Below are 25725 nucleotides of genomic sequence, written 5' to 3' on the forward strand. Positions count from 1 at the left end.
CTGTTCTTGACAGGCCCAACCTCTTTGGCTGGGCCTCCTTTATTAGCCTTCGACACTCAGGAGTTCAATGTCTGACACAGGCACATGAACATGCTTTTCCTTGCCTTCGCCATCGAGCGTTTTAACCCAGACAGTAGACGGAACCAGAGCAACACGGTCGGTCATGATGACTCCACGTTTGGTCTCGCCATCCAGGTTAACGTTGACAGCAAAAATCAAACTGTCAGCCCGGACGTTCTTCCATTCCTTGTCCTTCGGCAGAGGAGGAAGAGCATCACCGCCTTCTTCATCTTTGTCCTTGCCGCTGTTATCTGGCTGCTTGACAGGATCTTTGTGCTCACCCTCTTCATCACGCAAAGGGTCTTCGTCATCATCGTCCTGACCATTGGAATTTTTACCCCCTTCCAGTTCCTCCTGGGCAAGGTTCAGGTCGTCATTCCCGGTTTGTTCCGACGTACCATCCCCACCCGAGTTGAGGGATTGCTCGTCGGTGTTGCCAGCGCCAAGCTCATCATTCTGGTGGGAGCCAGTCAGTGGGCCTTTTTCCATTTCGTCTTTGATACGTTTGGCATCATTCAGCAGCTCACGGCTTTGTTTACGAGTAATCCCGTCAGACATAGCCACCGCGCAGACGGCGCGACATCTTTCTTCATTCAGATCGAACAAGAGACGAAGGTTATTCAAGGTCTCTGTATCAGAACATACTTCATTATCGTATAACTCACGCACACAGTCAGGTAGCTTGAGCAACGACAGATGCGTAGATACGAAAGTGATATTCTTACCGAGCCGATCAGCAATATCCTTTTGCTTCCAACCTTCTTCAATAAACAGGTTTAACGCCTCGGCAATCTCTACCGGAGTCAAGTCATCCCGCTGGATGTTTTCGATCAGCTCACCAGCAGTCTCGTCCAAATTGTTCTGGACCTTATCATTCACCACCAGGTCAATGGTCTCGATACCAGCGTGTTTACACGCTCTCCAACGCCGCTCCCCTTTTTGGATGACGAACTTGCCTTCTTCATTCTTCGGGAACACGATGATCGGAGATTGCTGCCCTTCGGTCAGCAAGGTTGCCGCCAGCTCTTCAATGTTACGGAAGCGCTTACGAACCTGGACCTTGGATACAACGTCGTCAACAGGTACGGTAAGAACCTCTTTGCCTTTCTTGCCTTTGGCGGCTTTAGCAAGTTCGGACAGGCCTTTTAAATTGTTCAATGCCATCGCTTAGCCCACCTTCTCTAATAGTTCTTCCAACACCGCCTCAACCTCTTTGGCCGCGACATGTCCATAGCGAAGCTCCCAGACAGGGATGCCATCAGTCGTCGCCGTATCGAGCGGAGGCCGGTGCATAATTTTGTTCTCAAACAGCAGATCCGGAACTGTGTTCTCCAGCGACTTGAGGGCTTTGTCGTGATTGACAGAGCGGTCCATGTCGTTGATCACGATGCCCAGGATCTCCAAATTTTGGTTGTATGCCTCGCGCACACCAATAATCGTGTTCAGGAGACCTTCTACGCCGTCCACAGCGAAGCCAGAGAGCTTTACCGGACATGCCACATGGGTAGACATCACCAACGCTGCCACCAGCTTTCTGCCGAGGCTAGGCGGACAATCAATCAGCACGTAGTCGTAGTTCTCAAACAGCTCAGCCAAATGGCGAGCCGGATTCATGGCTTGGTCAAGAGGCACAGCCTCCATCTCAAACAGATCCGGGTCATTCTTCGGCGTATGAATGAGGTCTGCACCGCAAGGGCAGTGCATGACCTCAATGCCGTCCAGCTCGTAAGCGAACAGCTCTGCGGTTTTGGTTCCAGTGAGGATGGGCTCGTAGTCACCATCCTCAAGCTCTCGTCTGGGGGCCAGTCGAGAGGACGTGTTCCCCTGACCATCCATATCCAAGACCAGCACTTTCTTTTTCTTCTGTAACGCCAGATAAAAGGCCTGCTGGATACAGAGGGTACTCTTACCCACTCCGCCTTTCTGGTTGGCGAAGCTGATTACTTTTGCCATACCCACCTCTATTTTGGTTTCTCGCAGGTGATCAAGACCACCCCCAAACTTTCACATGTGAAAGATTGTAGCGATCATAAAATGATACTGCAATATCTAATTATGGTTCTGTTAAAACAAACTTTAAACAAAAAAACGGCCATGAAGGCCGCTTATTGACAAGGTTTGTGCTGTCAGCGCAATTGATTTGCTGCTCCAAGCCCATTCGCCAATAACTGCATCGCATCGTTGAACAGCGCGGAGCCCCGTTCCGGTGTGAGCAATTCCGGCATATCTTCTCGCGGCCAAGTACCGGCTACTTGAATGAGCAAACTGGCAGCCCAGTGAATCTGCTTTTCTTCACTTTCATCGGCCAGAGTGCATACGACGGGGAAACCGTACTTACGCCCCCAGCGACTCACCTCTTTGAACGATACCAGCTCAGGCTTTTGCAAATCCCGGCTGTAGGCCTCAGCTATCATGTGGTTCAGTTCTTGAGTGTCCATTTATCCCCCTTAACAGTTTTTTCAAATTCTTCCTCAAACATCGTTTTTAATGTGTTTCGTATCTCTTCATCCTGGATGTCATTGACATCAAAGCTGGTAGCGACAGCCTCACTTCCAATGCCACAGAGAACATAACCCCGGCCATCAGGACCAGTTTTAAGAGGCACAACGGGAAGTGGTGTATTGGGACACACTCCAGCAATGCCCGGAGAAATAATTGGCCCCCCGCGAGGAATAACCCAATTACCGATAAACCCCCAATCAATTTGCGTCGAGATGGCATCAGGCTGGTATTGCTCACCCCAAAAGTTGATTGCTGCCTGCTGATGTTGTTTACCGGCATAGTAGATATATCCGGCCACAAGAAGCACGGAGAGGACAAAAATAATTGCCAATTGGCGCAAGACTCTTGCGATAATACTTAAATTCATGGGCATTGTTCTCTTAATTCAACGCTCCCCCGCCCACTGCTGCTATGGCCGGGTTCATCCAAAATCCATCAAAGCCGGTGAACATTTCCGCCTGGGTGCGAATGTACTCAAGAATGATGTCACAGGCGATCCAGCGCCGGTTATTCCTTTCTGCGGCCAACCCGCTCTTATTCGACCCACTGAACGGATCAACAACAAGGTCGCCCTCTTCCGTCAGAAAGCGGATAGCCATTTCAGGTATGTCTGTTGGGAACATTGCCGGGTGCGGTGGCAACCCCAGTTCTCTAGCGATTCTCCGAAGCTCCAGAGTATCCGCACAACGGTGGCCGCGCTGGATAACGTTTTTCGGTATCCGTCCTTCCGTGACGTTAGAGAATGCGTTCCCTCTCAGTCGATATGCCCCGTCACCATAACTGACCACTCTGTTATCACCGCCTTGGGCCATCAGCTTCTGATGTTTCTCTGTATGAGGGATCAGGACCCTTCTGTTGTCAGAACGCACCCTGTCAGGGTCGTTGGTGAACCAATAAACAGGCTCCCACCCGGCACACAACTGGTAACGGTTCACACAAGCCCAGTGGGTCGGACTTGGTGGTTTTGACAGGTTGATCCACGGCCATCTATCCATGAGAGAGAGCCCAAGCCGATCATGGAGCGCCAGCACCATTCGCTCAACGTAGAGAGATCTGGAGGGGCTCTTGGCCTCGAATATGTCATTGCTGACATTCAGGACAACGCTTCCTCCTGGCACCAGGTTCTTGACTATCGGTTCGAGTGCCTGAGTAATGAAATCCACCCATTTGGCTTCATCAACGTTTCCATAGCCACGCTGTATACGGAGCGGGAACGGCGGAGATGTCACACACAGATGCACCGGCTCATCGAGGTCAGAGAAAAAGCTCTTGTTGTTTGACCACACCGCCAGCCCAAGATTTGTTGAATAAGCGACCAGTCGAACGCCACCTAGCGCTTCATGCAGGCCCTTCTTGGTTTTGCTTGAGAGCTCCCAGACACCCCGCTCGCCGTCCACCTTCTGGAGAAGGTTCATCGACTTGAGGGTTTGCTGATACCAGCGTATCTGTCTTTTCAGCTTGCTCCGCTTGACCTTTGCCTTGCCAATTTCACTTTGTTCATTCAGAGCGCTTTTCGGGATTCCAGCGAGCTCTGCCACCGAATCGTAGAGCTCCTCATTCGATAACGGCTTATCGGCCTTGGCATACGCCTCTTGGACATGAAAGAGTTCTAGCTGGCTACTCATCATGCCCCTCCGTACCCTGGAATATGTCATTGAGCACAGAGGTCGCCTCGGCGCTCTTTACATCATGCTCGGTGTAGAAAGGCCACCAGGTTAATCCGCCACCTTCAAACCATGAGCAGCGGAACTGGATTGTCTGATCAGGAAGGACTTTGAACTCGACATGCTGGGGTTTGTCATAACGGCACATTGCACCAAGGTCTAGGCCAAACTTTTCTTTAACCAATGTGGATGACATCGACCCCTGGCTCAAACCTTGGCTGTTAACCCAATAGACCCGGTTGACAGCACCAGCAATACCGAAGAATAGGAAAGCCAGTATTGCCCCGGCCTTCAACCATACAAAAACACTTCTCACAATTATCCTTCCTGCTTTACAAATGGGTCTCTGCCATCGAGAGGCTTTGAAAAAATAGCCCCCGGCTCAGACATCGCCGCCTCGACCTCGTACTTGTTAAAAGTCTCCGTCCACCAGCTATTCATCTGGTAAATCGTGATATTCAGAATTGAAGCAGCCTTGCTCTTACTTGTGGCCGCAACGACAGTTCTGAACTGCCCCTCGGCCCCATAAGTGATCCCGCCATAAACCTTCAACTTCGCCACTATCGTTTTCTCCACCCAAATATGTCTCTCACGTCCCGCACACAGAAGAACCAACTTACCCTTGGCAGGAACGCATCGACTAACACACCTAAGGCGATAACAAACAATGGCGCCATCAGGATGAAGCCCAAACGTGCAACGGTCCCATATATACCTGCACAGATGAGCAAGGCTGCGATGACAGAGCAAACTAGCTGATGCTGACGCCTCAGTCTGGCTAGTTCAGACGATTTCTTGTCACTGTTCATCATCGAGCTCCGCGAGCTGAACACTGACACTGGCTGCCGCTGGAGGGGAAAACTGTACTGTCAGTCCGGATTCAAGCCTGATAGAGGAAACCACCAGCGTATCTGGTCCGGATGACGCCGGTACGACCGCAACAATGGTTCCCCCTTCCAGCAACTGGATGGCATCCTCAACAGTACAGCGCCCCATTACTGATTACCCGCCAAATCCAGCTCTTGCTGGTCTTCATTGGACTCGTCAGTTTTGGGCTCCAGCTCCGCCAGCTTGGCTTTCAGCTCCTGAAACGCATCAACATCTTCCCGGCTCAGGGTAAGGGTGAACGTTTCACCGTCATCGTTCGGCTTGATGTTGTCCAGACGACTGGTAATAGAGCTCACGCCTCGGTGCATGGCTTCAACCACCTTTTTGCCCAGGCGGGGACCTTTCTCGACAGACTTTTTGGTCAGTTTTTTCGGGGCCTTCTTGCCGTCATTGCCACTGGCCTGTTCTTCCTGCGCCTTTTTCAGGATCTCAACAGCGTTGGTGCCGTGCTCGTTGTAGAGCTCCTGAGCGTAGGTGGCAGCCACAGAGCCTTCCTGAATCATCCGTTTCAGTTCCAGAGGCATCTCCAAAAGGGCACGGGCGATACGAACGTGCTCAGCCGAGCGGCCAACACGTTGGGCAATCATCTGGTCGCTCCACCCCCAGTTTGCAAGCCGAGCGTAGATCACGGCTCGCTCAAGTGGAGAAAGAGGGAGCCCATCGTTGCTGGTGGCGATCAGAAGGCTCTGTTCGGCTTCATCGCCCTTGTGCTCTACGACCTGCACGAACTGGATGTCGGCACCTTCCTCTATAGCAAGCAGGATGGCGCGGCGACGGCGATGACCTTCACGGACATACACCTTTCCGTCGATAACTTTGACGATGATCGGCGGAACATAGTCGCCACGCTTGTAAGCATCGGCCAGCACTCGAATACCAGCTTTGATGTCCGGGCGCTCGTAGTAGTCCTCGCAGAAAGCGCCACGGGTGTTAAACCCTTCTTCCTCCAGCAGAAGCTGAGGAGAGATAGTGAATCCATCCCCTTTTTTCAGTTCTTCGGGGGCGGTTACGCCTTTGAGAGCGCGGAGTGAGTTGATAACAGCCATTCGTTGGTTCTCCTTGTGACTTGCTCACTTTATAGCATCACTTTTTGATACTGTAAACAGGGCGGCATAAAAAACCCGGCGCTTTACAGTACCGGGTTCTCTCTTCCTTCTCACCACTAACTTGCTTTGACTTTGAGCAACCTCAGCGCCAGCATGGCCCATTGCAGATATGCTTCCAGTCGTTGCTGGTACTCTTTCCCTGGTGGGCGTTGACCTTCCTTGTGGGCTATCGTCCTCTCGATACCGGCGAGGCTCTTTCTCAGCTCCAGGTTCCTGCGTATTCCCACCATTCTCTGTCTTGCTGATTCAGGAGACAGACTCCCAAGTCCAAAGAGGGGCAGTTGTCTGTAGTCCTGTGTTCCCAAGTTAATTTGGTTCCACGCCATTGCTGCTTGCCACGGTCGTTTCTGGATTTGTTGGATCGCCTTCCCACAACCCAGGCAGACCATATTCCAGCGCACAGGAGGACCTATAACCTTCTGCATTTGCGCCCGGCCATGACAACTATCGCAGGCTGCCACAGGAACGCTGAGCGGGTCGTGGTGCCCATAGGCTACTGTTTCAGTCTGGCTGTAGTGTTCATCTGATTTGAGCTCCGCCAAGAGCTTCTCACGCTTCTCTTTTGCGTATTCGAGGGTTAAGCCTTTTCTGATTTGTTCCATGTTCAGTCCAGAATGATTTTTCTCTTGTCTCGCTTGGGAGTGCCTTGTTCTTTCTGGTCCGATGTAGAGCTGATGACTTCTGGCTCTTTGGCCTCGCCCCTTTGTAGTTCGTCAATACTCCCCAGCTCTGTTCCACCGTGTCTTATCTCACCTTGATCTCTATGCTCTCTGGTTGAACGACGGATCTCTTCCGAAACTCCACGCAAAAACCCAATCACATTGGCCCGGAATGTACGTCTCTTCTCCTCTATCTCAAGCAAGTAACTCAAGTAGAAGTAAAACGGTATCGAGACGAACAATGACAAAGGGAACCAGCCTTTTTCGCTGGCAGAAACAAAGAGTCTCGGCTCAAACATTTTCATGGCGAGGGTCGCCATTAGCACAGAGATAACTACTGGAGTCACCGCCATCAAAAATCGGGAATGAAGGTACGCCATCCAGACCCCAGCGACTAAAGCTGTTAGCGAGAGGAACATAGCAACAACCAACGGGCTCGCATCAATGGCGATTAGCCCTATCTGGACGATAATGACGAAGCAAAGAAGCAATATTCTGTATAAAAATGACCGCATTCCAACCCACCTCAATCCAAGATAATCTTGCGCTTATCTTTCTGAATTTCGATAGGCTGCTCCGGTTCACTCAGAACACCCTCTGACGCTTTCAGAACTTGAATACTTGGAAAGCCCTTCCCTGCTCCTGCTTTTCTTGGTCTCTGCTCTGTTACCTCAATCGCTATTTCATCCCCCTCCCGGAACTGCGGGTAACAACCAGCGCGGTTGGCATAGCGATTCAACGACATTTTGAGCAGCCGGTATTTCTTTGGGCAGGTTATTTGTACTGACGCATCAGAGCTGCAAGCTGCGTCAAGCCGCCGGAAAAATTCCTCCGGTATCCCCTTTACAAGGAGCTCGCTCAACTCATCCATAGGCCTTGAGCCGGTTGGCATCGGATATGGCAACCTCCGGTATTCTCTGTAGATGTACCGCTTGATGACGATATGAAAGACGAATGCGGCAAAGCCCCACAAAGGGCCATTAAGGAGCCCCGCAACGATAAGTAGCACCGACGGGAAGGGAACCCCTACGAAACTCGGCAGGATTTTAATCTTTACCATCGGCGTTGACCGACGCACACTCTCACTCATTTGCTGACCCTTTACGTGCAACCTTGTACTGCACTTTCAGATCGTAACCATCCACTTCCTGATGAAGGACTTTCACGGGGACACCTTCAACGGTCCCCAGGTACACGCTCAGCTCAACTTCCGGAACATCGTCCCTGAGACCCAGTACATTGCGCCACCCAGTCGATGTCTTCTGGCAGTGAGCGCCCACCCTGTCATGCCGGTAGTAAATGTCTTTGTTATCTCCTTGGCAGATGAAGAATCCACTAACCTGCCCCGTCCTTAACACCCACTTGCGGTTGTGGAAGGTAGCTTCTTTCTCCACCTCAGTGGACTTGTCTATAGCCACCTGGCTTACCACCAGCTCTTGTGCGGACAAATCAGACACAAGGCCTATTACCAACGCGGATAACAGCGCGGCCATAGCCGCCCGTGTCATCATACTGCCGCCTCGTGAGTGGCATCGGCAAAGAATTTGCCTTGTTTGTAGATCTCGTCCTTCTCGAACGAGATAGCATCCGCACGACTGCTGAATGGTCCATAGCTTTTACCGTCGATCAGCACCTTCCACTGGCAACGCCAAACACGAGTCCATGCCGCAATCTTTGACTCGTCTGAACAAAGTCCGCGAATAACATAGAACGCAATCATTAGAATGCCGCTCGTCGGCACGATGCGCGAAACCCTTGTTTTACTGTATTCCTGCACTTCAAGGCCTTTGAAGGAAACCTCATCGGCAAACCCGCAGACCTCACCATTTTTGATTACGATGCGCTTTTTGCTCATAACCTACCCCACTAATCCAAAATAATTTTGCGCTTGCCTGGCTGTACTTCGATTGGCTCTTCCTTTTGCACCTTTGGTGCCGGAGCTGATGAGCTGACAACCACCGGTTCTCTTTCTGGGTTTTGTTGCTGGCGCTCACGGAGTTCATCCACTGAGGGAGGCTCATTGCTTGGTCGTTCAGCCCTTTCAGCACGTCGGGCTTCTCTTAACAACTCATCAATTTCGGAGTCGCTCCGGTTGTTCATAAAAGCTCTATAGGCAAAGAAAATCAGCACCGGCACTATTGCCACCAAGAAGAAAGGAAATGAGCTTCCGCTATCTTCCACTGGCTTGGTACTGGCCGCGCCTGTATCGAACATGGTACGAATAACCGTTGGCGCGGTCATGATCATAATTGCAGGCATTATCCCCATCACAATTCCTGATGGGCTCTGCCTCATAATTCCACTAGCAACCCCAAACACCAGCATCAACCCCGCTATGACTTTGACGAAAGAGCTATCCATTAGACCGATCATGGAGTCACTTACCTCCTCGAACGGACTTTGAAACGCACTGGTATTGCGGTCGGTGTCTTGTGCAGCACCAATCTGCTTGGGAGGTTCACTCTTTGGTGCAGTCTCTATGGATAGCGCTGGTGGTTGGCTGGCAACCTTCTGCATTTCACCATCTTGCTTAACCACCCCCAGGTCCTGAGTTTTGACGTGCGTTTGTGCTGGTGGTGCTAACTGGTATTTGACTGCCAGGTTGTTCCCGTGGACTTCAATGGTTTGCAGGGAGATGGGTTTACCTTCCAACTTGGTCAGAGCTTCTTGGAGCGGTAGCTCCTGAGCATCAGTCATACCGCCCATAAAGCCATTGAGCCCGTCATCATGGACGCGACAACGCAGCCTTCCCGAATAGCTACGGTATTCACCTGGGCAAACAAAATAGCCGCCCTGAGGGCCATCCAGTTTGCGCCATTTATTGCTTTTGAAGGCCTCCACTTTGGTCACAACTGGCTGACCGTCATGGTAATCAATGACCGTTTTGCTCTCCGGGCCAGTGTCCTCTACCTTCTTGCTGCCTGAGTCATCTGAGAGCATTTGCCCCACCATTACGCCAGTCACAAAGTCACTGGCAAAGGCCGCAGGAGCTGCGACCATGAGACCAACCAGCAAAAGAAGGGGGACGCGCCCTGTCCTTCTCATCACCATTCGTTCTGTTCCGTTTCGTGCTGGGTTTGACCAGCATTGAAGTGGTACTCGGGTTTCAGCTCTTTTTCTTCGACTTCGAGCTCTTCCGGGCGAATACGCTGCTCCAGCGCTTCACAGGTCTTACCCTGAAACCCCGTGAAATCGGCAGCAATCTTGCCGCCCTTGATCTTGATGTTTACCTTTTTCACTTTGTCACCTCGTCGTTAAGTTCAACTAATCTGATTGCCTTGGCGCTATTACCAAACAGCTTCCTCAGCTTCCAGTTCCAAAGTGCCATCGTGATGCTGCTTCACCGTCACGCTGAAACCTTCCTCTTTCAACTGCTGCTCGTAGTGGAAGGCAATGTAGCGATCCTGCACCTTGCTGCTTGCCTGCTGCGTCCAGCGGCCATAAGAGCCGTAGTTTTCCTGGTACTGCTCCCAAACACCGTTTTTTTCCTTGTAGCCAATCCGGTGCTCCTTGTTGTTCTGGTCGATCAGAACAATCGGGTATTTCTCGAAGGTGTAGCCAGCGCCCACGCGGTATAGCTTTTCGTTTTCAACAACGACGCCAACTCCCTCCAGAGCCTTCAACAGCAGCTCTTTGTCTTTGTAGGCGACCTGCACCTTGCCTTTTACGATATGGCTCATCTCATCACTCCTGAGTTGTTTCGGGGGTCATGCCGTGTTCCGGCATGACAAAGTTAATCGCTTAGTCCTCGATGGCGAGTTTTCGTCCAGAGCCATTCTGCTCTTGAACATCGAAGTTATTGGCCGGATAGAAGCCTTGATCCCGCAAACTGCGAATCTGGTTGATGTCTTCTCGGCGAGTTTCACTGGTCGGGGTAATGCGAGTGACCGCATCCACCAGCGCTTCATTGTTGAGCTCTTTGTCCTGAGCGTTCGCCAGATACATCGCGTCAATGACGGCCTGTTCAATCTCTGCCCCGGTGTATCCCTCGGTGGTACGCAGTAGCGTAGGCATATCGAACGCGGCGATGTTGGCCTTCTGCTTGGCGAGGTGGATCTCGAAAATCTTCTGGCGCTCAGCCACACTTGGCAGATCAATGAAGAATGCTCGGTCCCAGCGGCCAGCTCGCATCAATTCAGGAGGCAGCGACTGAACCCGGTTGGCCGTCGCCACAATGAAGATCTTCTCCTTGCGCTCTTGAAGCCAGTAGAGGAAAGAGCCCAGCAGGCGCTTGGATACTTCGTGTTCGCCATCGGCATTACCAAAAAACTTCTCCATCTCGTCAATCAACACAACAACGGGTGCGATCTGCTCAATGGTCTGCAATGCACGATTGAACTGGCGCTCGGTTTCACCGAGATACTTACTATAGAAACGGCCCATATCCAGGCGAACCAAGGTAGTGCCAAGTACACCGGCAGCGGCTTTTGCCGTCAGCGATTTACCACCACCAGGTACACCGGCCAGAAGGACACCTTTTACCGGAAGGTCTTTGTCCCAACCGGCTTTACGTATCTGGAGAAACTCCTTGAGGTTTTCGAGCCCACCGACATTCCCAATATCAATGGCCTCAAGCACATCGAGGCCGACATCACGCAAGATGTGAGCTTTTTCTTTTCGGATCTCGCCCAGGTATTCTTCACCCTTGAATTTCAAGTAAGCGGAATAGGTGAAGACGTTCTTCATCTGGGTGTGTGACAAGCCCAGGGCGTGGTTTGCGATGACAGCACGTTCGTTGCTCTCGAAGACTCCACCATCTTTCACGTTATCTTCACAGGTCTGGAGCAGTTTCAGGATTTCCTGATTGCTCATAGCCGGGAGATCGATGTGATAAACGAACTCTTCATTGAAGACGTCTTTGCCAGCGATGATGTAGTTGATCCCCTCATTCTCCAGATAGGTCAGTGATGACTTGAGGGCTGGGAGTGTTTCCGGGTTTGCACGTTGTCGGTCGAAAAAGAAAGTGTCGAACACGACAACACCGTTTTTGGAGGACTTCTTGGACTCGTCCACCATTGCCTTCATCGTGCCTGGATCGGGCAGCTTCTTGAATGGCATCACAATAAAGTGCTTGCCGACTTTCTTTGCAATGTCAGAGAAAACGCTCTCTGCACGGCCCAGCTCAAAAGTGCTAACGTTGATGACTGGAAAGGACAACTTGATTGGAATCTCAAGTTTGTCCATTTGCCGTGTAATATCGCTCATCGCTTATCCTTTAAATAAATTTCGACTTGTTGATCACCTCACATCATAAGTTCATTTTATGATGCTGTAAATATCACCTTCCAACTCTGTAGCTGTTCACGGCGGACTCAACGCGCTTGACTGACACGTCTATACCATTTGTCACCAGCAACTCATGCACTTGGCAACAGGCCTGTTGTTTTAGGCCAAAGAACTCTTCGTTAACACGGGCATACTCTGCTGCCGAATTGGAGGCGGCTCGTCTTAGATCTGGCATCAGAGATTCAACGCGAGACTCTACTTTGTCCAGAGAGGAACTGGCAGACGACAAGCTGAACAGCGAGAAGACGCTCCCAAAGTCGAAACCATCATTCAAACCGGCAAAGTCCATACCCAGATCGATAAACTCAGTTGCCATTGAGTGGTGCAGTGAGCCCACAATGTCACGATGATCCCCCAGCGCATTTGCGAAGGCTTTCACAGCTCTCTTCGCATCGTCTATTTCACTGCTGGCCGAGGAGTTTGACATCGACGACATGACGGAAATGCCCTTGTTGTCAGTCACAAGGTCGAGAACCTCCATTGTTTGTGCTGATGAAATACTGGAAGAGGCCTCACTGATTTCACGTAAGGCTTTTTGCCCCATGTCCACCAGTCGCTTGTTGCTCTCGTGGAGTCGAGATGCGGCGTCAAGCCTATCTTGAGCTTGGGTGATTCGTTCCAGAATCTGGCTACCGTCAATCGCTTGCTTCACGGCCCGAGAAACCAATCCCTCTTTGAGCTGGTCTCTCCCACGGCGCAAATACCGCAAATCGCTGTTATGGCCTTTTAGTGCTGAACGTATAACGGCGATGTCTCGACGAAACTGCCAGAACGTTATAATTTTTTGCCAGATCCCCAACTGAGCACGCTGTTGGCAAAGAGCTTCGTACTCTGCACCTTTCTCTTCAACCTGGCTGAGAGCTGCGGTAATCCTGTCTTGATATTGCCGGTCGTCAGCCAAGTAACTTTGAATTGCTTGTTCCATCCCGTACCCCAAAAACTTTCACATGTGAAAGTTCATTCTTTCTTTGTTCTGCCAGTACAAAGTATTTTGCCTTAGAACGACCTCACACCCCGCCCCTGCTCACGCCCATTTTGGGCAATTACAGATTCAGCATTTACAGGCTTATAATGTGATGCCGTAATAGACAAATAAAAAACGGCATAGCCGTTTTTACCTTACTTTGCTTTGCTCCGGCCCCCGCATAGTGCATTACCAATGCGTGATGAAAAATCCTTCCATTCTGGACTGTTCCGGTAGTCATCCTGTCCAGTTGCTTGTTCCTGGCTGGTCGATGCGAATTGATTGAGAGCATCCGGGCACGAAGAGCAGACCCCGATACCTTCCACTCTATTCACGCGAAGCCAGTGACACGGTTGACCGTTTTCAACACAAGCGTGATCATCGGTGCATCCGCACCCTATACATTTAGCAGTGAGCATAAGCGCCTCCCCAAGTAAATTAACAACATCATAGTATCATTATGTGATACTGTAAATATTAAAAAGAAAGCGGCCATAGCCGCCCTTCCGAAGTAATTTTCCTTTAGTGGTTGTCTTGGCCCTGTTTCCAAGCGACGAATGCCTGCACTAGCGGTACGCCATCATCACTCAAGGCATTCCCTTCTATCCATCCGCCTCGTATGACGACAGACTGCCCTGATTCCAAGCCAAAAGGTTCCCACTCAGAAGCCACCGGGGAACCGTCCACCAGCAGGTCGAGATCTTCAATCCATTTATCCCGGCCATCCAGAGTTTTCCAAACTGAGTCATCGACCCAAAAGGCCTTGATTTGTTCTGGTGTGGCATTGGTCCAATCGTTGTCTTTCCCGTCAGCAAGTGAAAGTACAGAGTCAACCGTTTGCTGCCAGTTCGGCCAATCTTCTTCGACAACAACGCAAGTAAGCGAGCTCTTGCCATTTGCTCTGCGGCCATCATCAACCTTCCGGATCAGCCTTTCCAGTGTCGCCAGCTCCTCATCGCAGAGCACGGCCTGTGCATCGCTTATCTTTGCCACGAAGTAACGTGCTTCAAGCATCGACATAATTATTTTCCTCCCCAGGGCACAAGTTTTGTCGAATATCCAAGCATTAGTGGGTGCTTCGGGTCCCCCGAACCAGTCACGCCAAATGCCAATACCGGCTTCCCAGATGCAACGAGCTGCTCTAAAAGCCTGTCCAAATGAACATGCAAAGACTTAGGCAGCTTAGTTCGGCTCCCCCAGCAGGGCACCAAGACATCAGCATCCCGAATAATCCTTTCCAAGTGGATTTCATTTTCAGGCCCGACAGGATCAACCGCCGTAGCCAGCTCTCGAACGTCGGTCGCCCGAAAAGCAAAAGCATTACCGACTATGAATCGCCTCCCTCCGTTGACCTTGGTAAACCCTATCCACTTTCTGACCGTGTGATCGTCCTCGGTGGCCGTGGCCGTAGAGCCGTTTACACCAAAATAACCGAACACAAGGCCTTCGGGTTGCACATCCCTTTCCAGACGGTATCTGTACATGCCGCACTTGCTGATAATTGCACTCAAAGTGTCACCTCTTTTTGAATGAAAAACGCCCTTTCACAGTTGCATTTTTTAATGCTGTGATAGGATAAAAGTGTAAGTTGAAAAGGAGAGATGACCATGAAACATGTACTGAATATCGCGCTGATGGCTGTTGTTGTTCTTGGCCTGGCTATGCTTGAGGCAACCAACTGGGGTTACGCAGTGCTGGCTATCCCGGCAGTGATTTGGGCCAAGCCGGTGCTCAACCTTCTGCACAAACTGCCGGTTCTGGCTGCTGCTTTTTGGATTCTGGTTGCTGTTTTCGCGTGGCAAGCGGCACTTGTTGGTATCCTGTTCTATGGCGTACTTGCGACCCCTAAAGCGCCAGCAAACACCAATGGCAAAAAAAGCCGAAAAGCCAATCTGATGGGCACTTACAGCTACGACTTTAAAACCGGCGAATGCTTTAGCTAAGACTGGCTCCACGGTTATTTCTCCTCAGCCTTCCTGATGGGCGCTCTCAGCGCTCTCAGGACAGCTTCTTCAAGAGCTGCGGCCCCTGCCCTATCACGTCGCTTTGTTAATGCCCCATATTGCTTCCTGATGGGTAGCATCAGCTCTTCGAGTTCATTGCGCTTCCTATCGTCGGCTTCAAGTTTCTCGCTTCGCGCCAAGGCTTCGGCTTGCTCGCTTTTTGCTTGCCACTCTATCTTGTCGCCTTGCACTTCCCATGCTTTAACGTAATGAGCATCATCCAGACCTTTTGCTCCGTTGTCCGAAAACGAGGCCCCTGAGTAAATGCCACCGACAACCCAGCGCCTTTTGCTTTTTCCCTTTGAGAAATACATCTCACGGCCTAAAACACCATCGCGCAAAGTGGCTACCGAGATAAAGAGCCCAGCGTCCCCTTTCCTAAAGCCGCAGAACACAAACTCAAGCGGTTCGTATAAATCACTCATGCTGATCACTCCGAAGAACAGACAAGACCTTCTCAGCTCGCTCCTGGAGGTCTATGAGTTCGGCAGCATCATTACCGCTCAATGACATGCCCCCGCCATAGAGGCGATACTCAACGCTGTCCATCGCCTGGCGAAGCAATCCTAGAAGAGCATTCACGTTTGCCGGTGTTGATAGGGCGACGGCTTCACCTTTCAGCTCACGTCCATTAAATTCCGACCACTCGGCTATGCCTGTCAGTTCGCAACAATTTGAGCAGGACATACTGGCAACATTCTGGGGATCGTCTGGACAGTGTCCATTGATGACAAAGTTCATCTCGTCACTGCCGCACTTTCCACAAATGATGTGTACTTTTTTGCCCATGCTGCTGCCCTTAGTGGAGAGTCTGCTCTTCCACAACAATCATCCCGTCAACCAAGCTGATTGTGGCGGGACCGCAGTTACCCAGCACCTCAGCTTTGACTCCGTTGTTCAACGCGACATAAAGCCGTCTCGCCCCGTTGGTGACGCGGATGCCTTTCTGGTCGAGTTGTTCAAGCATTTCTTCGTAGGTAATTTTTTCGTCCATCAGTTCTCCTCAGCAAGGATCTCGTCGATGAGGTTCTTTGCTATCAATCTGGCATCCAAAGGGACAGCCAGGCTGTCAATTCTGCCTCTTTCATGGGCAACAATGAGTTGCGCCTTCCAAGCTATCCCGGAAAGAGAAGCATCAGGTTCTTTACCTGAGCTTCTCATACATCTTGCGTTTCGGTACGCCGCCAGCCACTCAGGTCTGGTTGAGTTATAACGCCCAAGGCCAGCTTTTCGTTGGAAGCACATTCATCGCGCACCTTTACAGATTCATTTTATGATACTGTAAACAATAAAAAGACACCTTGCAAGACTTTCACATGTGAAAGTTTTCTGGTTTACATCTGCTCGCTTGGATCAAACCCCAGAGCCTTGCACACGTCATCCAGGTCATCGAGCGTGAAGAATCCCAGCGTCAGCTCCCCGGAGCGCTTCGCGGGGTTATAGCGAATTTTGATGGGCCTACCCGTCGCATCGCTCATCAGGGTTTCCAGACGCTTAATGTCAGCATCCCTATCCACTTCTTTGCCCTTCGCTATCGCCTCATATGTATGAACCGGTGTCCTGGTATGCAGGAGATCCCTCAGGAGCTTTTCTCTCTTGCTGATAGGTAACTTAGCCACGGCTCTCACATGTCCCAGGGTGATCTTGCGTGGATTTCTGAGCCAGAGTGTGAGCTCTTCCTCCGACAGCGTACCGGCGCGTTTCAGGTGTGTAACCGTGTATACCTTCTCAATCCCCAGTTCCTCTCTGATCTGACTGTTTGAGCGCCCCTCTCCGCTTAGGAACGCGACCACATAGGCCTTTTCTGCATCAGTCATGTCTGGATGCTGGTGGTAGTAGTCAATGGCTTCTCTTGCGTCGAGCAGTAGGGGCAGGTTGTTCATTCAGTACACCTTTTAGTCACATGACTATATTGAGGCCTATTCTACCCCCTATTTTAGTCACATGACTACTTACCGGCATTTCGTCCCCCATAGCCGCCGATTTTTCTTGATTATAGGTTTGAATCTATATAGGATTGCACCTATATTAAGTAAGGAGAAACCATGTGGGTCATCGAGACAACTGACACCTTTGATGAGTGGTTCGATGCACTGGATGATACCGATAGAGCCAACGTGCTGGCTTCGATGATGGTGCTGCGAGATAGAGGTCCCATGCTGTCGAGACCATACGCGGATACTGTTAACGGTTCATCCTACAGCAACATGAAAGAGCTGCGGGTCCAAAGCAAAGGAGATCCTATCAGGGCATTCTTTGCGTTCGATCCAAAGCGTAAGGGGATTCTTCTCTGCGCCGGTAACAAGACCGGGGACGAGAAAAGGTTTTATGAAGTAATGATCCCAATTGCAGACCGCGAGTTTGCGGCGCACTTGGATAAATTGAAGAAGGAGTGACGTTATGGCAAGAACTCTTGACCAAATGCTGGCAACAGAAAAGCCTGAGGTTGTTGCCAAAGCACAGAAAGCGGCCACTGAGATGTTACTGAACATCCACTTGGCAGAGCTTCGTGATCGCATGAACCTTACCCAGGGGGAAATTGCTGCATCTCTGGGTGTGAGACAGCCGACAGTCTCCGAGATGGAAAAACCTGGACGAGATCTCAAGCTGTCGTCCATTAAGCGGTACGTTGAGGCCTCCGGTGGCAAGCTACGCCTCGATGTTGAACTTCCGGACGGCACCCACTACGGCTTTGCCGTTTAACTCGATACGCCCCGTTATGGGGCGTATTACTTATCTTGCACTTCCTCCAGCCGTTTGCGGTATATCTCTCCTGCACGTTCCCTGCCATCGTCGGTCAGCCTAAAGGCCAGCTTTAGAGAAGCATTCCGGTACTTGTTCAACAGGCCATTCTCCACCAGCGTGTGGCATGACGTTCGGAAGTTCGTTCCATGAATACCGCTCTGGCGAGCTGAGTTGATCATCTCCAGTATTTTTACACCTGGTACAGGCTCGGCTTTTCCACCGGCCTCAATTGCGTATAGAATGAACAAAACGTCCTTTTGAGTTGACGACAACCTCATTCCGCCCCCTTATTCATGTCTGATATGAATAAGGCTCCCACGAAAGGAGCCTTATGTAAACCTTATTCATGTGTCACATGATTAAGATCTAGTTCACGGAGTCTTTCAACCCCTTACCAGCTTTGAACCCAGGAATGTTGGCCGCCGCGATCTGGATGTTCTCTCCAGTCTGGGGATTCCGTCCGGTTCGCGCTGCGCGTTCCTTAACGTGGAAAGTACCAAACCCAGTAAGCGCTACTGTCCCACCCGCTTTAAGCACCTCTTTCACTGAGTTGATCAGCGCATTTACCGCAGCTTCGGCCTTTGCTTTGCTAATATCAGCGTCTTCGGCCACTTTCATAATCAGTTCGCTTTTGTTCATCGTTATTCCTGTTTGTTTTCTTGGTTACTGTTTACACCTGCATACTCTGGGGTGTGGTTAGTGCTTTCTTCGCCACTCCCAAGGGGGAGTTCTCTCCGATTCCGGTAATGCCCAGAGACCTCGCTTATCGGCTTTGGCCTCGGTCTCCAGCTTGAACAGCTCCGGTGTTTTGGCGTACTGCCGGTACACCCACGCACTCCCAGAACGGACCATTTCGGCATTGACCCATTTGCCATCGACATAGAGATTGGCAACCAGGCGGCTATAACGGTCTTTGTCGATTTGCTCCACTTTGATCATTCGACCAAACACCAGATCTGATAAGGCCTGCTTCGCCTTTGAGCCGTATGGCTGCTTTTTCTCTGGAGTATCGATCTCCGCGAGCCTTACTCGGTACTGGATCTTGCCACTCCGGCAGTCTTTTCCGGTATCGCAGCTTTGTTCCGTTAGCACTTTGACCGTATCACCATCAGACACCCCCACAACCTTTGCAGTGAAGGTCTCTGCCCACACATGAGGAGCCAGCACCAGCATTGCTGATAGGAACGCTGAAATCCCCGTCTTTTTTGCAAAACCGAACCTCATAATCACTCCATCTTTTTTGCAGCCGGTAGAGCCTTGGCCCAGCAGAGCATTGTTTTATCCGCCTTGCTGTCTACGATTCGACAGGCATCCCAGTTAAGAGATGACCAGTGAGCAATGGCAGAGGCCAACCAGTACCACGGTGCAGTAAACACCGGCAGGCCCCCTTCCTTCGTTTTAAATACCTGGTATCGCATGTTGATCCTCCTGTTTGGGTGAGGCTTAGGCCTCGTAATAGAAATTTTGTGTGTCCGGATAAGGTTTAAAGCAATGAGCTGTGGCTCGCCCAAGGGAAAGCACCGTAGCATCAGCTTCCGGCTCTTCCTCGGTATCTTTACGAGACTCCCCACCAAGTTGCGTTACCCATTCGGCAGCGAGCCGCACCCCCTCATCAAACGGCACTTTGTTCTTTTGGAGCACATCAAGATAGGAAAGTAGCAAGCAGTGAGGTGTGATGACGGCGGTGTTCCAATCGGTTGCGAGCCGAGTTTCGGCCATGTCAGAAAACCAAAAGTCTACTTGATGCTTTAATCCTATTTCAGCCATCATGCCATGCTTGCCAGCGGCCTTTCTGCCTTCCTCTACTACCTGAACCGGGGCGTCCCAGTAGAGGATTTCACCATCCGCTTCTTGGGTCGCGCACGTTGCACCTTGCGGCCAATGCCTCCGTTCCATAATGAGCTCGCAGAGTGTTTGGTTGCCTACAGGAGCCTTGTAGTCCTCATCGAGATTCACCACGATGGTTTCCGGCTCCCGTTCAACTGGTGGCAGGTATCTGGCGACCAGAGGCATTGTCAAAATCACAGCCCCATCCATGTGAAAGGATGTTGGTGCCTTCACTATTCGGTCCATTACCCAGCACCAAGCATGAAGCAACCGATCCTCTACATTGTCGTCAGCCTCAATCTCTTGAACGAACTGGTTGAAACGAACCTGACTATCCAGAAACAGGCCTGTGCTCTGACACTTATCGCTGATCGTATGAATGAGCTCCGCCTGCTCCAGAAGCATTTCTCGGGTGACTTCTTCTACATCACCAAATGCTTCAAACAACTTTGTCATGTAGTCACGAATTTGCATGTTCTTCCCCCTCGGCATCGAACTGCTTTGCAAGCTCAGGATCACCTGCCCAGCGAAGGGCGTCTCCCATATGCGTGAAAGCGCGTTTATTGTCATCTTGCTTATTCACTCTGACCGGCGTCTTTTGGTCACGAGGCTGTAGTAGCCAGTACCCGGCCTCTTCCTTGATTAGTTCTGCGGCCACCAGCAAGCCGCTCTTCGTTGCAATGATCATCATCAGCTCCCGTGGTTAAGCCAGTAGGCATAGACAGTGATGGCAAGGCCACCCGCGAGCACAATGACTGCGGCGGTACGCTGGACCCACTTCGATGCACCAAACCGCGCCAGGTGTCTCCCCAGGAACTGGAAAGGAGCCGTCTTTCCGATAGCGCGAATCACCCAGGTGATTGCCAACAGAAGGATGGCTGTGGCCGGGTATATACCAACCCCTAAGAGATTTACCTCTCCGACCGCGAGTTGATAGATGAATGCCAACAGCATGGCTACCGCAGTCAATACGGCCACAACCTTGGTCCCGTTCCGCCAGTCCCACGCTCGACGTGCGTCACTGGTAAAACTCACCATCGAGACAAGGAACGGCATAAATGGCAGGTTCATGCTGGTGGGTTTATCCATGAATGCGTCAAGACCCACAAACATGGCCGTCATCACCACATAGAACAACAGGGCGGGGACAAGCATGTCGCGTAAAGACCGAACCTGGTTGGCGTTCGCGTTTTGAGTATTCGTCGTCATTGTGTTTGTCCCTTCAACATTCCCCATAGCTGACGGTGAAGATCAGCGATTACCTTGTACGTCCCCTTCACTGCTGGTTGCTCAAGGGTCTTGAGCATCCACAAAGCAATAAACAGGCTGGAAAGCAGTGCCACCACCAACTGGATGTTGTGGCTGCTCAAATAGACGGCATAGCCGTTTAGGCAGGCACTCAATAGCAGCCAGACCCTGGCCGTCATCAGCCCCCAGCGGTGATAGGTCACGAGCAGGTAGGCTGTTACGACAGAACAGAGTGTCATTGCACCAGAAGTGGCTAGGTAAACGCCCCATGTACTGGCCTCGCCAGCGACGTAAGTGCCACCAATGGAGAAGGACAAGCCAAAGATCCAAATTGCTGCATTCCGGAGTAGGGCATCAACAATGATGTAACTAGCAGCGAGATTGATAATTCCGCGTTTTAGCATTACCCCCTCCCGTTATTCTGATACCTGCCCAGCTCAGCCCTGAGCCTATTAATTTCCTCCGTGGCTTCGGCCAACTGCTCCCGATACTTCTTGAACTGCTGATATGAATGCCAGGACTGTCCCTTCGATACTGACTTCGTGATGGCGGCGACCTCATCCGGCGTCAACCGGGTGAGCTGCTCTTCCGGGTAGATCAGGATGGTGTTGCTGTCCCAATCAAACCCAGCATGAATTGCTTTCACCCCTACGGTAGGGGTTCCACCAATCCCTCCAGGCTGGTGGATGACAAGCCTCAAAGGGGCTGAGGCCTTGTGGGGGTGAAGGCTATCGAGAGCATTTTTTGCTTCTTGTAACTCCATTGGTACACCTCATAGTGAAATCAGGCCCCTGAGGGACCTGACTTTCACATGTGAAAGTTAATTTGCATTCTGCTGTCTGACAGAAACCCTCAAGGCCAGCGCCTTTTGCATGTCGGGCTGCTGGAAACGCACCTTGGTCCGTTCAGGCCAAGTGTCCATCTCATTGCATCGCAGGGTGTCGATAGCCGCATCACGGTAAACCTGATAAAGGTCGGTTCCACCAATGGAGTTAATTGCCATCATGGCGGCAAACATCGAGTTACTGTTCATGACGCTGGTTAGAGTCTCCGGGGTTATGGGTTTGTCGCATGACTTGTTGAGGGCAACCAGCAGGTCATTACCAACCAGAGCACAGGCAGCACATACCTGTTTGGTATCATCCAGGGCTTTCGTGTATTCGTTGCTTGTCTGAGGGACGCTTGAGCAAGCCGACAGGACAAGCAGCCCCGCCAGAAGGCACCCCAATTTAGTTGTAATCTTGATCATCAGTTCTCACTCCACTTTCACATGTGAAAGTTTTTATTGGTTCGCTGAGTCGTCTTGTTGCGACTCAATCATCATTTTTCGCATCACCGCCATGATGGCTTGTGCCGGTTGAGCACCACCGAGTAGCTGACTCTTGCCTGTCTGGTTGTCTACAACAAAGGTTGCTGGAGTACCATTAACGCCGTAACTCTTGGCTTTCTGGATGTCAGCTTGAACTTTATCTTCGTGCTTGCCAGAGCTGAGACACTCACGGAAAGCATCCAGATCAGCACCAACACCCGTGACAACAGAGGCCAAGTCAGAAACACCGGCACCGTTGCCTTTGCTGTGATGGAAAATCTCATTCACGAAGACCCAGAAGCCACGGTTGCCCTTCTGTTCAGCAATACATTCAGCGGCCAACGCTTCCTTGTGAGCTGCCGGGTTATGGAAGTCGAGAGGCATGTGCTTCCACTGCCAATTCACATTGCCTTTACTGGCATCCACAATTTGCTTGGGCGTGTCGTGGAATTGCTTACAGAAGGGGCACTCCATATCAGAGAACTCCACCAGCGTGAATCGGGCACCAAGGTCCCCATAGATGTGTTTGCCGTCTTCGACCTTTTCAGGTGCCGCCTCGAACTGGGCATACTTCTGATCGATGTCGGCTTGTTGTTTCTGCGCGACAAACTTATTGATGCTTTCGGCCACAGCAGCCTCAAACTCTGCCTTGCTTTTGAAGGTGACGCCTTCGGCATCTTTCACCTGGTTGACCGTGGACTTCACGTTGGCGATCTCTTGCGCCAGATCCTTCTCTTTCACGAGCTGGTAGATTCCGAACCCGGTTCCTACGAGCCCCAAAATAATGGCGGCAAAAACCCCGAGACGTAGTGATTTGGTACTTTGTTCTGTCATGTCAAACTGCTCCTATCAGTAAACTTTCACAGCGCTGAGTTCTTGCACGAAGGAACTGGCTTCGAGCTTCGCTCGTTGGGTCAGTCGCCGGATGATGTCTTCGGTTGGTGTGTAGTCCACCAAGTTGCTCTGGTGGATGACGTCTCGCGCCACGGAGTTCAAACTCCCCAGGCCATCAATCAGCCCAATTTCTTTGGCCTGCTCCCCGTTCCAGAGCAATCCAGAAAACACCTCTGGGGCGTCTTTCAGTCGATCACCCCGCCCAGCCTTCACTCGTTCGATGAACTGCTGGTGGGTTTTCGATAGAACGCCCTCCCAGAATTTCTTCATATCAGAGGTAAGAGGGGAGAATGGGTCGAGAAGCGCTTTGTGCTCTCCGGAAGTGATTGCCCGGCGCTCGATGCCGAGCCTGTCCATCAAGCCGGTGAATCCAAACCCTGAGCTAATGACGCCGATAGAACCGACAAGACTGGCGCGGTCAGCATAGATTTCATCCGCAGCAGAGGCGATGTAATAACCGCCAGAGGCACCGATGTCATCAATGATGGCGTAGACCTTTTTCTCCGGATGAAGGGCTCGCTGCGCCTTCACTTCTTCATAAATCCGTCCTGCTTGAACCGGGCTACCGCCAGGGCTGTTTATGCGAAGCACGACAGCTTGTGAATTCGGGTTGTCGAATGCTGCTTGGATGGACGGGATAAGGTGATCAGCATCGGCCAGTGTGCCAGCAGCAATTTCACCACGGATGTTGATATACGCGGTGTGAGGGGCTCCAGCCTTGGCGCTTTGCCACGGCATCCCACCCGGATTAGATGCCAAAATGATGAAGCCGATCATGAGAAGCACGAAACCTGATGCGCGAAGCACACGCAACATGGTCCGCCAGCGCCGGTCTTTCACCTGCTCTTTATGCAGGGTGAACATGTACTTCTCAATGAGCTCTTTCTCCCAGGGGATCTCTTTGTTTTCTGCCATTAGTCTTTCCTTTTGCATGTTTCGATTATCTGTCCCCAGAACTCTTCATCAGCGCTATCAGCCCGGTCTTTGACTTTCTGGTAAACAAGGTTGGTGTTGAGCTGATGCTCACGACAGAACTGGGCAATGTTGCTGTAGGTCCTGTCCAGATAGGTGAAGGGTTTCCCTTTACCTTTTTTCTTGGCGAGGATGAGTTTCCACTCATCATTGGAGAGTTTGTCTGCGGCCTTCCTTGTGTCCGCAATGCGCCTACGCACCGTTACCGGATCAAGTCCATGCGCTCTGGCTATACTGGCAACGCAATTGAACTTCCGACCGTCAATCATGACTGTAGGCAAATCACCAGCGGCAGCCTCCTTGAATCGGAAACCTCTGTACCCTGGCCTGAAGATCCCAGGAGCAAGTTGCTCACGGAACTCGATTGCTTGTTCTGACCTGACAAACTTGCTGTCGATTTTGCCGAGCATGTACTTAGCCCGAGCGATTACCTGGTAAAGCATCTTTTCCAGGAGCATGGCGTCAGCAGCTCGACTCGGAAGACCAATATCGTCTTCTTGCTCGATACCCAACATTTCTGCATGGCTGGAGCCTTCGGCATGTCGGAAACAGCCGTCGTACTCAAAAAGAAAGGAGGCCAAACCTCCTCTCAGCTTTGCTTTGAACCGGGTGTTGGCCGCGTTCTCTGGCGCTGGTGCCAGCTCAGAAACTTCAAGCCCTAAATTTGCGGCCAACTTCCGTAGGTCTTCCTCTCCAATTCGGCATCCAGGCTGCATAACCTGCGCCAGAGCAGATTCATCAGCACATCCGCGTTCTTTCAGCTCAGCCAAGAGGTAGGGAACTCGTACTACCCCCATAAGCTCAAGCTCCCTGAATCGCGTGGACCACCAGCTCACAGAGTTTCCCGTACACAGGAGCAAGGCAGAGTGAAGCCATCACCATGCCAAAGGCTTTCGATGGAGCCTCTTTGGCGAACTTGGTCAACCACGGCATCATGCCGCACAGAGCAGCAACCATAGCGCCAGCCACCCCTAGGGAAGGGAATGCCATCACTTGGGCCAGAATGAAGAAACACTGGGCGTATGCCGCATGGGTCATCGCCTTCTTATCTGCTGCCGTGAACTCCACGGCATCTACGCTTTTGACTTTTTCCATCACATTGTCCTCATGCAACATCAGGTTTTCCGAAAAATTTTTCATACACTTCGAGGTCGAAGGCCAGCATGGTCTTTGCCGCCTTTTCACTAAGCTGGTGGAGGCTAAGCATCTGAACCTTGTCAGTGCCGGTCACTTGCAGATCCACTGCGAACCACGTCCCACCTTTGGTTACGGCCAGAACTTGCACCGCCCAGGGCTTATCCAGTCGTTCGGGCGGAGTGATCATGTTCGACACTTTGGCGACCGTCGCGGTTGAACCTACCCAGTGCTTGTCGAACGCAATAACGTTCAACGCTTCAAACGCATCCTTCGCAGCTTTAAACCGGCTACGGACAGCATCTTGTTGCTTCCAAGCCATGAACTGGATAAGGGTCATTCCACCAGCCATAAGGGTGAGAAAACTCAAGCCATTCGCAGCAGCTACGACCGTCGCTACCAAGGACCCCAACATGACGAAGCGGTTATGTTTAAGCTGGGCCACTATTCACCTCCTATACCAA

The 25725-nt window shown here is 51.3% G+C and carries 43 protein-coding genes; 3 read left to right on the forward strand and 40 right to left on the reverse strand.

The window, feature by feature from the left end:
- Window positions 1-42: 42 nt before the first annotated feature.
- The 21 genes from APU02_RS24290 to APU02_RS24395 form a co-directional block, all read right to left on the reverse strand.
- Entirely contained in the window at window positions 43-1224 is a 1182-nt protein-coding gene (locus APU02_RS24290; RefSeq protein WP_001207227.1) for a KorB domain-containing protein, read from the reverse strand.
- 3 nt (window positions 1225-1227) lie between these two features.
- A complete protein-coding gene (locus tag APU02_RS24295; RefSeq protein ID WP_001151305.1) occupies window positions 1228-2013 on the reverse strand; it encodes a ParA family protein in 786 nt (261 codons plus the stop codon).
- A gap of 173 nt (window positions 2014-2186) precedes the next feature.
- Window positions 2187-2498, reverse strand: coding sequence for a hypothetical protein (locus tag APU02_RS24300; RefSeq protein WP_000380893.1), 312 nt, complete (start codon window positions 2496-2498; stop codon window positions 2187-2189).
- Window positions 2480-2929: a hypothetical protein gene (locus tag APU02_RS24305; RefSeq protein ID WP_001053910.1), complete on the reverse strand. Its 450-nt coding sequence runs from the start codon at window positions 2927-2929 to the stop codon at window positions 2480-2482. The genes APU02_RS24300 and APU02_RS24305 overlap by 19 nt, the downstream gene beginning before the upstream one ends.
- A 13-nt stretch (window positions 2930-2942) precedes the next feature.
- Entirely contained in the window at window positions 2943-4187 is a 1245-nt protein-coding gene (locus APU02_RS24310) for a site-specific DNA-methyltransferase (protein WP_000098294.1), read from the reverse strand.
- Window positions 4180-4542: a hypothetical protein gene (locus tag APU02_RS24315; RefSeq protein WP_001258026.1), complete on the reverse strand. Its 363-nt coding sequence runs from the start codon at window positions 4540-4542 to the stop codon at window positions 4180-4182. The genes APU02_RS24310 and APU02_RS24315 overlap by 8 nt, the downstream gene beginning before the upstream one ends.
- Window positions 4543-4544: 2 nt before the next feature.
- Window positions 4545-4787: a hypothetical protein gene (locus APU02_RS24320; RefSeq protein WP_001096360.1), complete on the reverse strand. Its 243-nt coding sequence runs from the start codon at window positions 4785-4787 to the stop codon at window positions 4545-4547.
- A gap of 237 nt (window positions 4788-5024) precedes the next feature.
- Window positions 5025-5222, reverse strand: coding sequence for a hypothetical protein (locus tag APU02_RS24330; RefSeq protein WP_000532167.1), 198 nt, complete (start codon window positions 5220-5222; stop codon window positions 5025-5027).
- Window positions 5222-6160, reverse strand: coding sequence for a chromosome partitioning protein ParB (locus APU02_RS24335; RefSeq protein ID WP_000268394.1), 939 nt, complete (start codon window positions 6158-6160; stop codon window positions 5222-5224). Before APU02_RS24335 ends, APU02_RS24330 begins: the two co-directional genes overlap by 1 nt.
- 116 nt (window positions 6161-6276) lie before the next feature.
- Window positions 6277-6822, reverse strand: coding sequence for a hypothetical protein (locus APU02_RS24340; RefSeq protein WP_000435225.1), 546 nt, complete (start codon window positions 6820-6822; stop codon window positions 6277-6279).
- A gap of 2 nt (window positions 6823-6824) precedes the next feature.
- Window positions 6825-7394, reverse strand: coding sequence for a hypothetical protein (locus tag APU02_RS24345; protein ID WP_001256126.1), 570 nt, complete (start codon window positions 7392-7394; stop codon window positions 6825-6827).
- An 11-nt stretch (window positions 7395-7405) separates the two neighbouring features.
- The gene (locus tag APU02_RS24350) at window positions 7406-7969 is read right to left on the reverse strand and encodes a hypothetical protein (RefSeq protein ID WP_000004671.1); all 564 of its coding nucleotides are present in this window, start codon (window positions 7967-7969) and stop codon (window positions 7406-7408) included.
- On the reverse strand, window positions 7962-8390 hold the full coding sequence (locus tag APU02_RS24355) for a hypothetical protein (protein WP_000988988.1): 429 nt from the start codon (window positions 8388-8390) through the stop codon (window positions 7962-7964). Before APU02_RS24355 ends, APU02_RS24350 begins: the two co-directional genes overlap by 8 nt.
- The gene (locus APU02_RS24360) at window positions 8387-8734 is read right to left on the reverse strand and encodes a hypothetical protein (protein ID WP_000039129.1); all 348 of its coding nucleotides are present in this window, start codon (window positions 8732-8734) and stop codon (window positions 8387-8389) included. Before APU02_RS24360 ends, APU02_RS24355 begins: the two co-directional genes overlap by 4 nt.
- Before the next feature lie 11 nt (window positions 8735-8745).
- A complete protein-coding gene (locus tag APU02_RS24365; RefSeq protein ID WP_223369384.1) occupies window positions 8746-9879 on the reverse strand; it encodes a hypothetical protein in 1134 nt (377 codons plus the stop codon).
- A gap of 44 nt (window positions 9880-9923) precedes the next feature.
- Window positions 9924-10118 carry a DUF2997 domain-containing protein gene (locus APU02_RS24370; protein ID WP_000757530.1) on the reverse strand — a complete coding sequence of 65 codons (195 nt, stop codon included), beginning with the start codon at window positions 10116-10118 and terminating at the stop codon, window positions 9924-9926.
- 48 nt (window positions 10119-10166) lie between these two features.
- Entirely contained in the window at window positions 10167-10559 is a 393-nt protein-coding gene (locus APU02_RS24375; RefSeq protein ID WP_000018404.1) for a hypothetical protein, read from the reverse strand.
- A gap of 61 nt (window positions 10560-10620) precedes the next feature.
- Window positions 10621-12084, reverse strand: a complete 1464-nt coding sequence (locus APU02_RS24380) for an AAA family ATPase (RefSeq protein WP_060571464.1) — start codon at window positions 12082-12084, stop codon at window positions 10621-10623.
- Between the two features lie 73 nt (window positions 12085-12157).
- Entirely contained in the window at window positions 12158-13090 is a 933-nt protein-coding gene (locus APU02_RS24385; RefSeq protein ID WP_000434070.1) for a hypothetical protein, read from the reverse strand.
- A gap of 561 nt (window positions 13091-13651) precedes the next feature.
- Window positions 13652-14149, reverse strand: a complete 498-nt coding sequence (locus APU02_RS24390) for a hypothetical protein (protein WP_000062185.1) — start codon at window positions 14147-14149, stop codon at window positions 13652-13654.
- Between the two features lie 2 nt (window positions 14150-14151).
- Window positions 14152-14640, reverse strand: coding sequence for a DUF1643 domain-containing protein (locus APU02_RS24395; protein ID WP_001273096.1), 489 nt, complete (start codon window positions 14638-14640; stop codon window positions 14152-14154).
- A gap of 96 nt (window positions 14641-14736) precedes the next feature.
- On the opposite strand from APU02_RS24395, the gene APU02_RS24400 reads away from it, so the two are divergent.
- Window positions 14737-15072 (forward strand): hypothetical protein, encoded by a 336-nt coding sequence (locus APU02_RS24400; protein WP_000683477.1) that lies wholly within the window; start codon window positions 14737-14739, stop codon window positions 15070-15072.
- A 14-nt stretch (window positions 15073-15086) separates the two neighbouring features.
- Here APU02_RS24400 and APU02_RS24405 read toward each other — a convergent pair whose 3' ends face one another.
- The 4 genes from APU02_RS24405 to APU02_RS24425 form a co-directional block, all read right to left on the reverse strand.
- Window positions 15087-15557, reverse strand: a complete 471-nt coding sequence (locus APU02_RS24405; RefSeq protein WP_001281821.1) for a hypothetical protein — start codon at window positions 15555-15557, stop codon at window positions 15087-15089.
- The gene (locus APU02_RS24410; RefSeq protein WP_000516918.1) at window positions 15550-15921 is read right to left on the reverse strand and encodes a hypothetical protein; all 372 of its coding nucleotides are present in this window, start codon (window positions 15919-15921) and stop codon (window positions 15550-15552) included. The genes APU02_RS24405 and APU02_RS24410 overlap by 8 nt, the downstream gene beginning before the upstream one ends.
- A gap of 10 nt (window positions 15922-15931) precedes the next feature.
- A complete protein-coding gene (locus APU02_RS24415) occupies window positions 15932-16126 on the reverse strand; it encodes a hypothetical protein (RefSeq protein WP_000343597.1) in 195 nt (64 codons plus the stop codon).
- 340 nt (window positions 16127-16466) lie between these two features.
- Window positions 16467-17015, reverse strand: a complete 549-nt coding sequence (locus APU02_RS24425) for a hypothetical protein (RefSeq protein ID WP_001061573.1) — start codon at window positions 17013-17015, stop codon at window positions 16467-16469.
- A gap of 162 nt (window positions 17016-17177) precedes the next feature.
- On the opposite strand from APU02_RS24425, the gene APU02_RS24430 reads away from it, so the two are divergent.
- Window positions 17178-17528: a type II toxin-antitoxin system RelE/ParE family toxin gene (locus APU02_RS24430; protein WP_000270043.1), complete on the forward strand. Its 351-nt coding sequence runs from the start codon at window positions 17178-17180 to the stop codon at window positions 17526-17528.
- 4 nt (window positions 17529-17532) lie between these two features.
- Window positions 17533-17835 (forward strand): XRE family transcriptional regulator, encoded by a 303-nt coding sequence (locus tag APU02_RS24435; RefSeq protein WP_000124640.1) that lies wholly within the window; start codon window positions 17533-17535, stop codon window positions 17833-17835.
- 26 nt (window positions 17836-17861) lie between these two features.
- Here APU02_RS24435 and APU02_RS24440 read toward each other — a convergent pair whose 3' ends face one another.
- The 15 genes from APU02_RS24440 to APU02_RS24510 form a co-directional block, all read right to left on the reverse strand.
- On the reverse strand, window positions 17862-18155 hold the full coding sequence (locus APU02_RS24440; protein WP_001239998.1) for a hypothetical protein: 294 nt from the start codon (window positions 18153-18155) through the stop codon (window positions 17862-17864).
- An 88-nt stretch (window positions 18156-18243) separates the two neighbouring features.
- Window positions 18244-18516 carry an HU family DNA-binding protein gene (locus tag APU02_RS24445; RefSeq protein ID WP_001043046.1) on the reverse strand — a complete coding sequence of 91 codons (273 nt, stop codon included), beginning with the start codon at window positions 18514-18516 and terminating at the stop codon, window positions 18244-18246.
- A gap of 57 nt (window positions 18517-18573) precedes the next feature.
- A complete protein-coding gene (locus APU02_RS24450; RefSeq protein WP_004201083.1) occupies window positions 18574-19101 on the reverse strand; it encodes a thermonuclease family protein in 528 nt (175 codons plus the stop codon).
- Between the two features lie 2 nt (window positions 19102-19103).
- Window positions 19104-19295, reverse strand: a complete 192-nt coding sequence (locus APU02_RS27055) for a hypothetical protein (protein WP_001270409.1) — start codon at window positions 19293-19295, stop codon at window positions 19104-19106.
- A 25-nt stretch (window positions 19296-19320) separates the two neighbouring features.
- Window positions 19321-20178: a hypothetical protein gene (locus tag APU02_RS24460; RefSeq protein ID WP_001167036.1), complete on the reverse strand. Its 858-nt coding sequence runs from the start codon at window positions 20176-20178 to the stop codon at window positions 19321-19323.
- On the reverse strand, window positions 20165-20395 hold the full coding sequence (locus APU02_RS24465) for a hypothetical protein (protein WP_000972665.1): 231 nt from the start codon (window positions 20393-20395) through the stop codon (window positions 20165-20167). The genes APU02_RS24460 and APU02_RS24465 overlap by 14 nt, the downstream gene beginning before the upstream one ends.
- Window positions 20395-20913, reverse strand: coding sequence for a nitrite reductase (locus tag APU02_RS24470; RefSeq protein WP_000210757.1), 519 nt, complete (start codon window positions 20911-20913; stop codon window positions 20395-20397). The genes APU02_RS24465 and APU02_RS24470 overlap by 1 nt, the downstream gene beginning before the upstream one ends.
- Window positions 20910-21356: a hypothetical protein gene (locus tag APU02_RS24475; protein ID WP_000919343.1), complete on the reverse strand. Its 447-nt coding sequence runs from the start codon at window positions 21354-21356 to the stop codon at window positions 20910-20912. The genes APU02_RS24470 and APU02_RS24475 overlap by 4 nt, the downstream gene beginning before the upstream one ends.
- Window positions 21356-21715 carry a hypothetical protein gene (locus APU02_RS24480; protein ID WP_000422769.1) on the reverse strand — a complete coding sequence of 120 codons (360 nt, stop codon included), beginning with the start codon at window positions 21713-21715 and terminating at the stop codon, window positions 21356-21358. Before APU02_RS24480 ends, APU02_RS24475 begins: the two co-directional genes overlap by 1 nt.
- A 57-nt stretch (window positions 21716-21772) precedes the next feature.
- Window positions 21773-22201, reverse strand: a complete 429-nt coding sequence (locus APU02_RS24485) for a hypothetical protein (RefSeq protein ID WP_000591076.1) — start codon at window positions 22199-22201, stop codon at window positions 21773-21775.
- Between the two features lie 33 nt (window positions 22202-22234).
- A complete protein-coding gene (locus APU02_RS24490; RefSeq protein ID WP_000139696.1) occupies window positions 22235-23095 on the reverse strand; it encodes a DsbA family protein in 861 nt (286 codons plus the stop codon).
- Window positions 23096-23110: 15 nt separating this feature from the next.
- Window positions 23111-24070: a S49 family peptidase gene (locus tag APU02_RS24495; protein WP_000829617.1), complete on the reverse strand. Its 960-nt coding sequence runs from the start codon at window positions 24068-24070 to the stop codon at window positions 23111-23113.
- Window positions 24070-24924, reverse strand: a complete 855-nt coding sequence (locus APU02_RS24500) for a hypothetical protein (RefSeq protein ID WP_000539391.1) — start codon at window positions 24922-24924, stop codon at window positions 24070-24072. Before APU02_RS24500 ends, APU02_RS24495 begins: the two co-directional genes overlap by 1 nt.
- A gap of 4 nt (window positions 24925-24928) precedes the next feature.
- The gene (locus tag APU02_RS24505) at window positions 24929-25267 is read right to left on the reverse strand and encodes a hypothetical protein (RefSeq protein WP_342761341.1); all 339 of its coding nucleotides are present in this window, start codon (window positions 25265-25267) and stop codon (window positions 24929-24931) included.
- Entirely contained in the window at window positions 25233-25706 is a 474-nt protein-coding gene (locus tag APU02_RS24510) for a hypothetical protein (RefSeq protein WP_000057876.1), read from the reverse strand. Before APU02_RS24510 ends, APU02_RS24505 begins: the two co-directional genes overlap by 35 nt.
- Window positions 25707-25725 lie beyond the last annotated feature (19 nt).

Source organism: Citrobacter sp. 50677481, assembly GCF_001463265.1.
Taxonomy (GTDB): Bacteria; Pseudomonadota; Gammaproteobacteria; order Enterobacterales; family Enterobacteriaceae; genus Citrobacter_A; species Citrobacter_A sedlakii.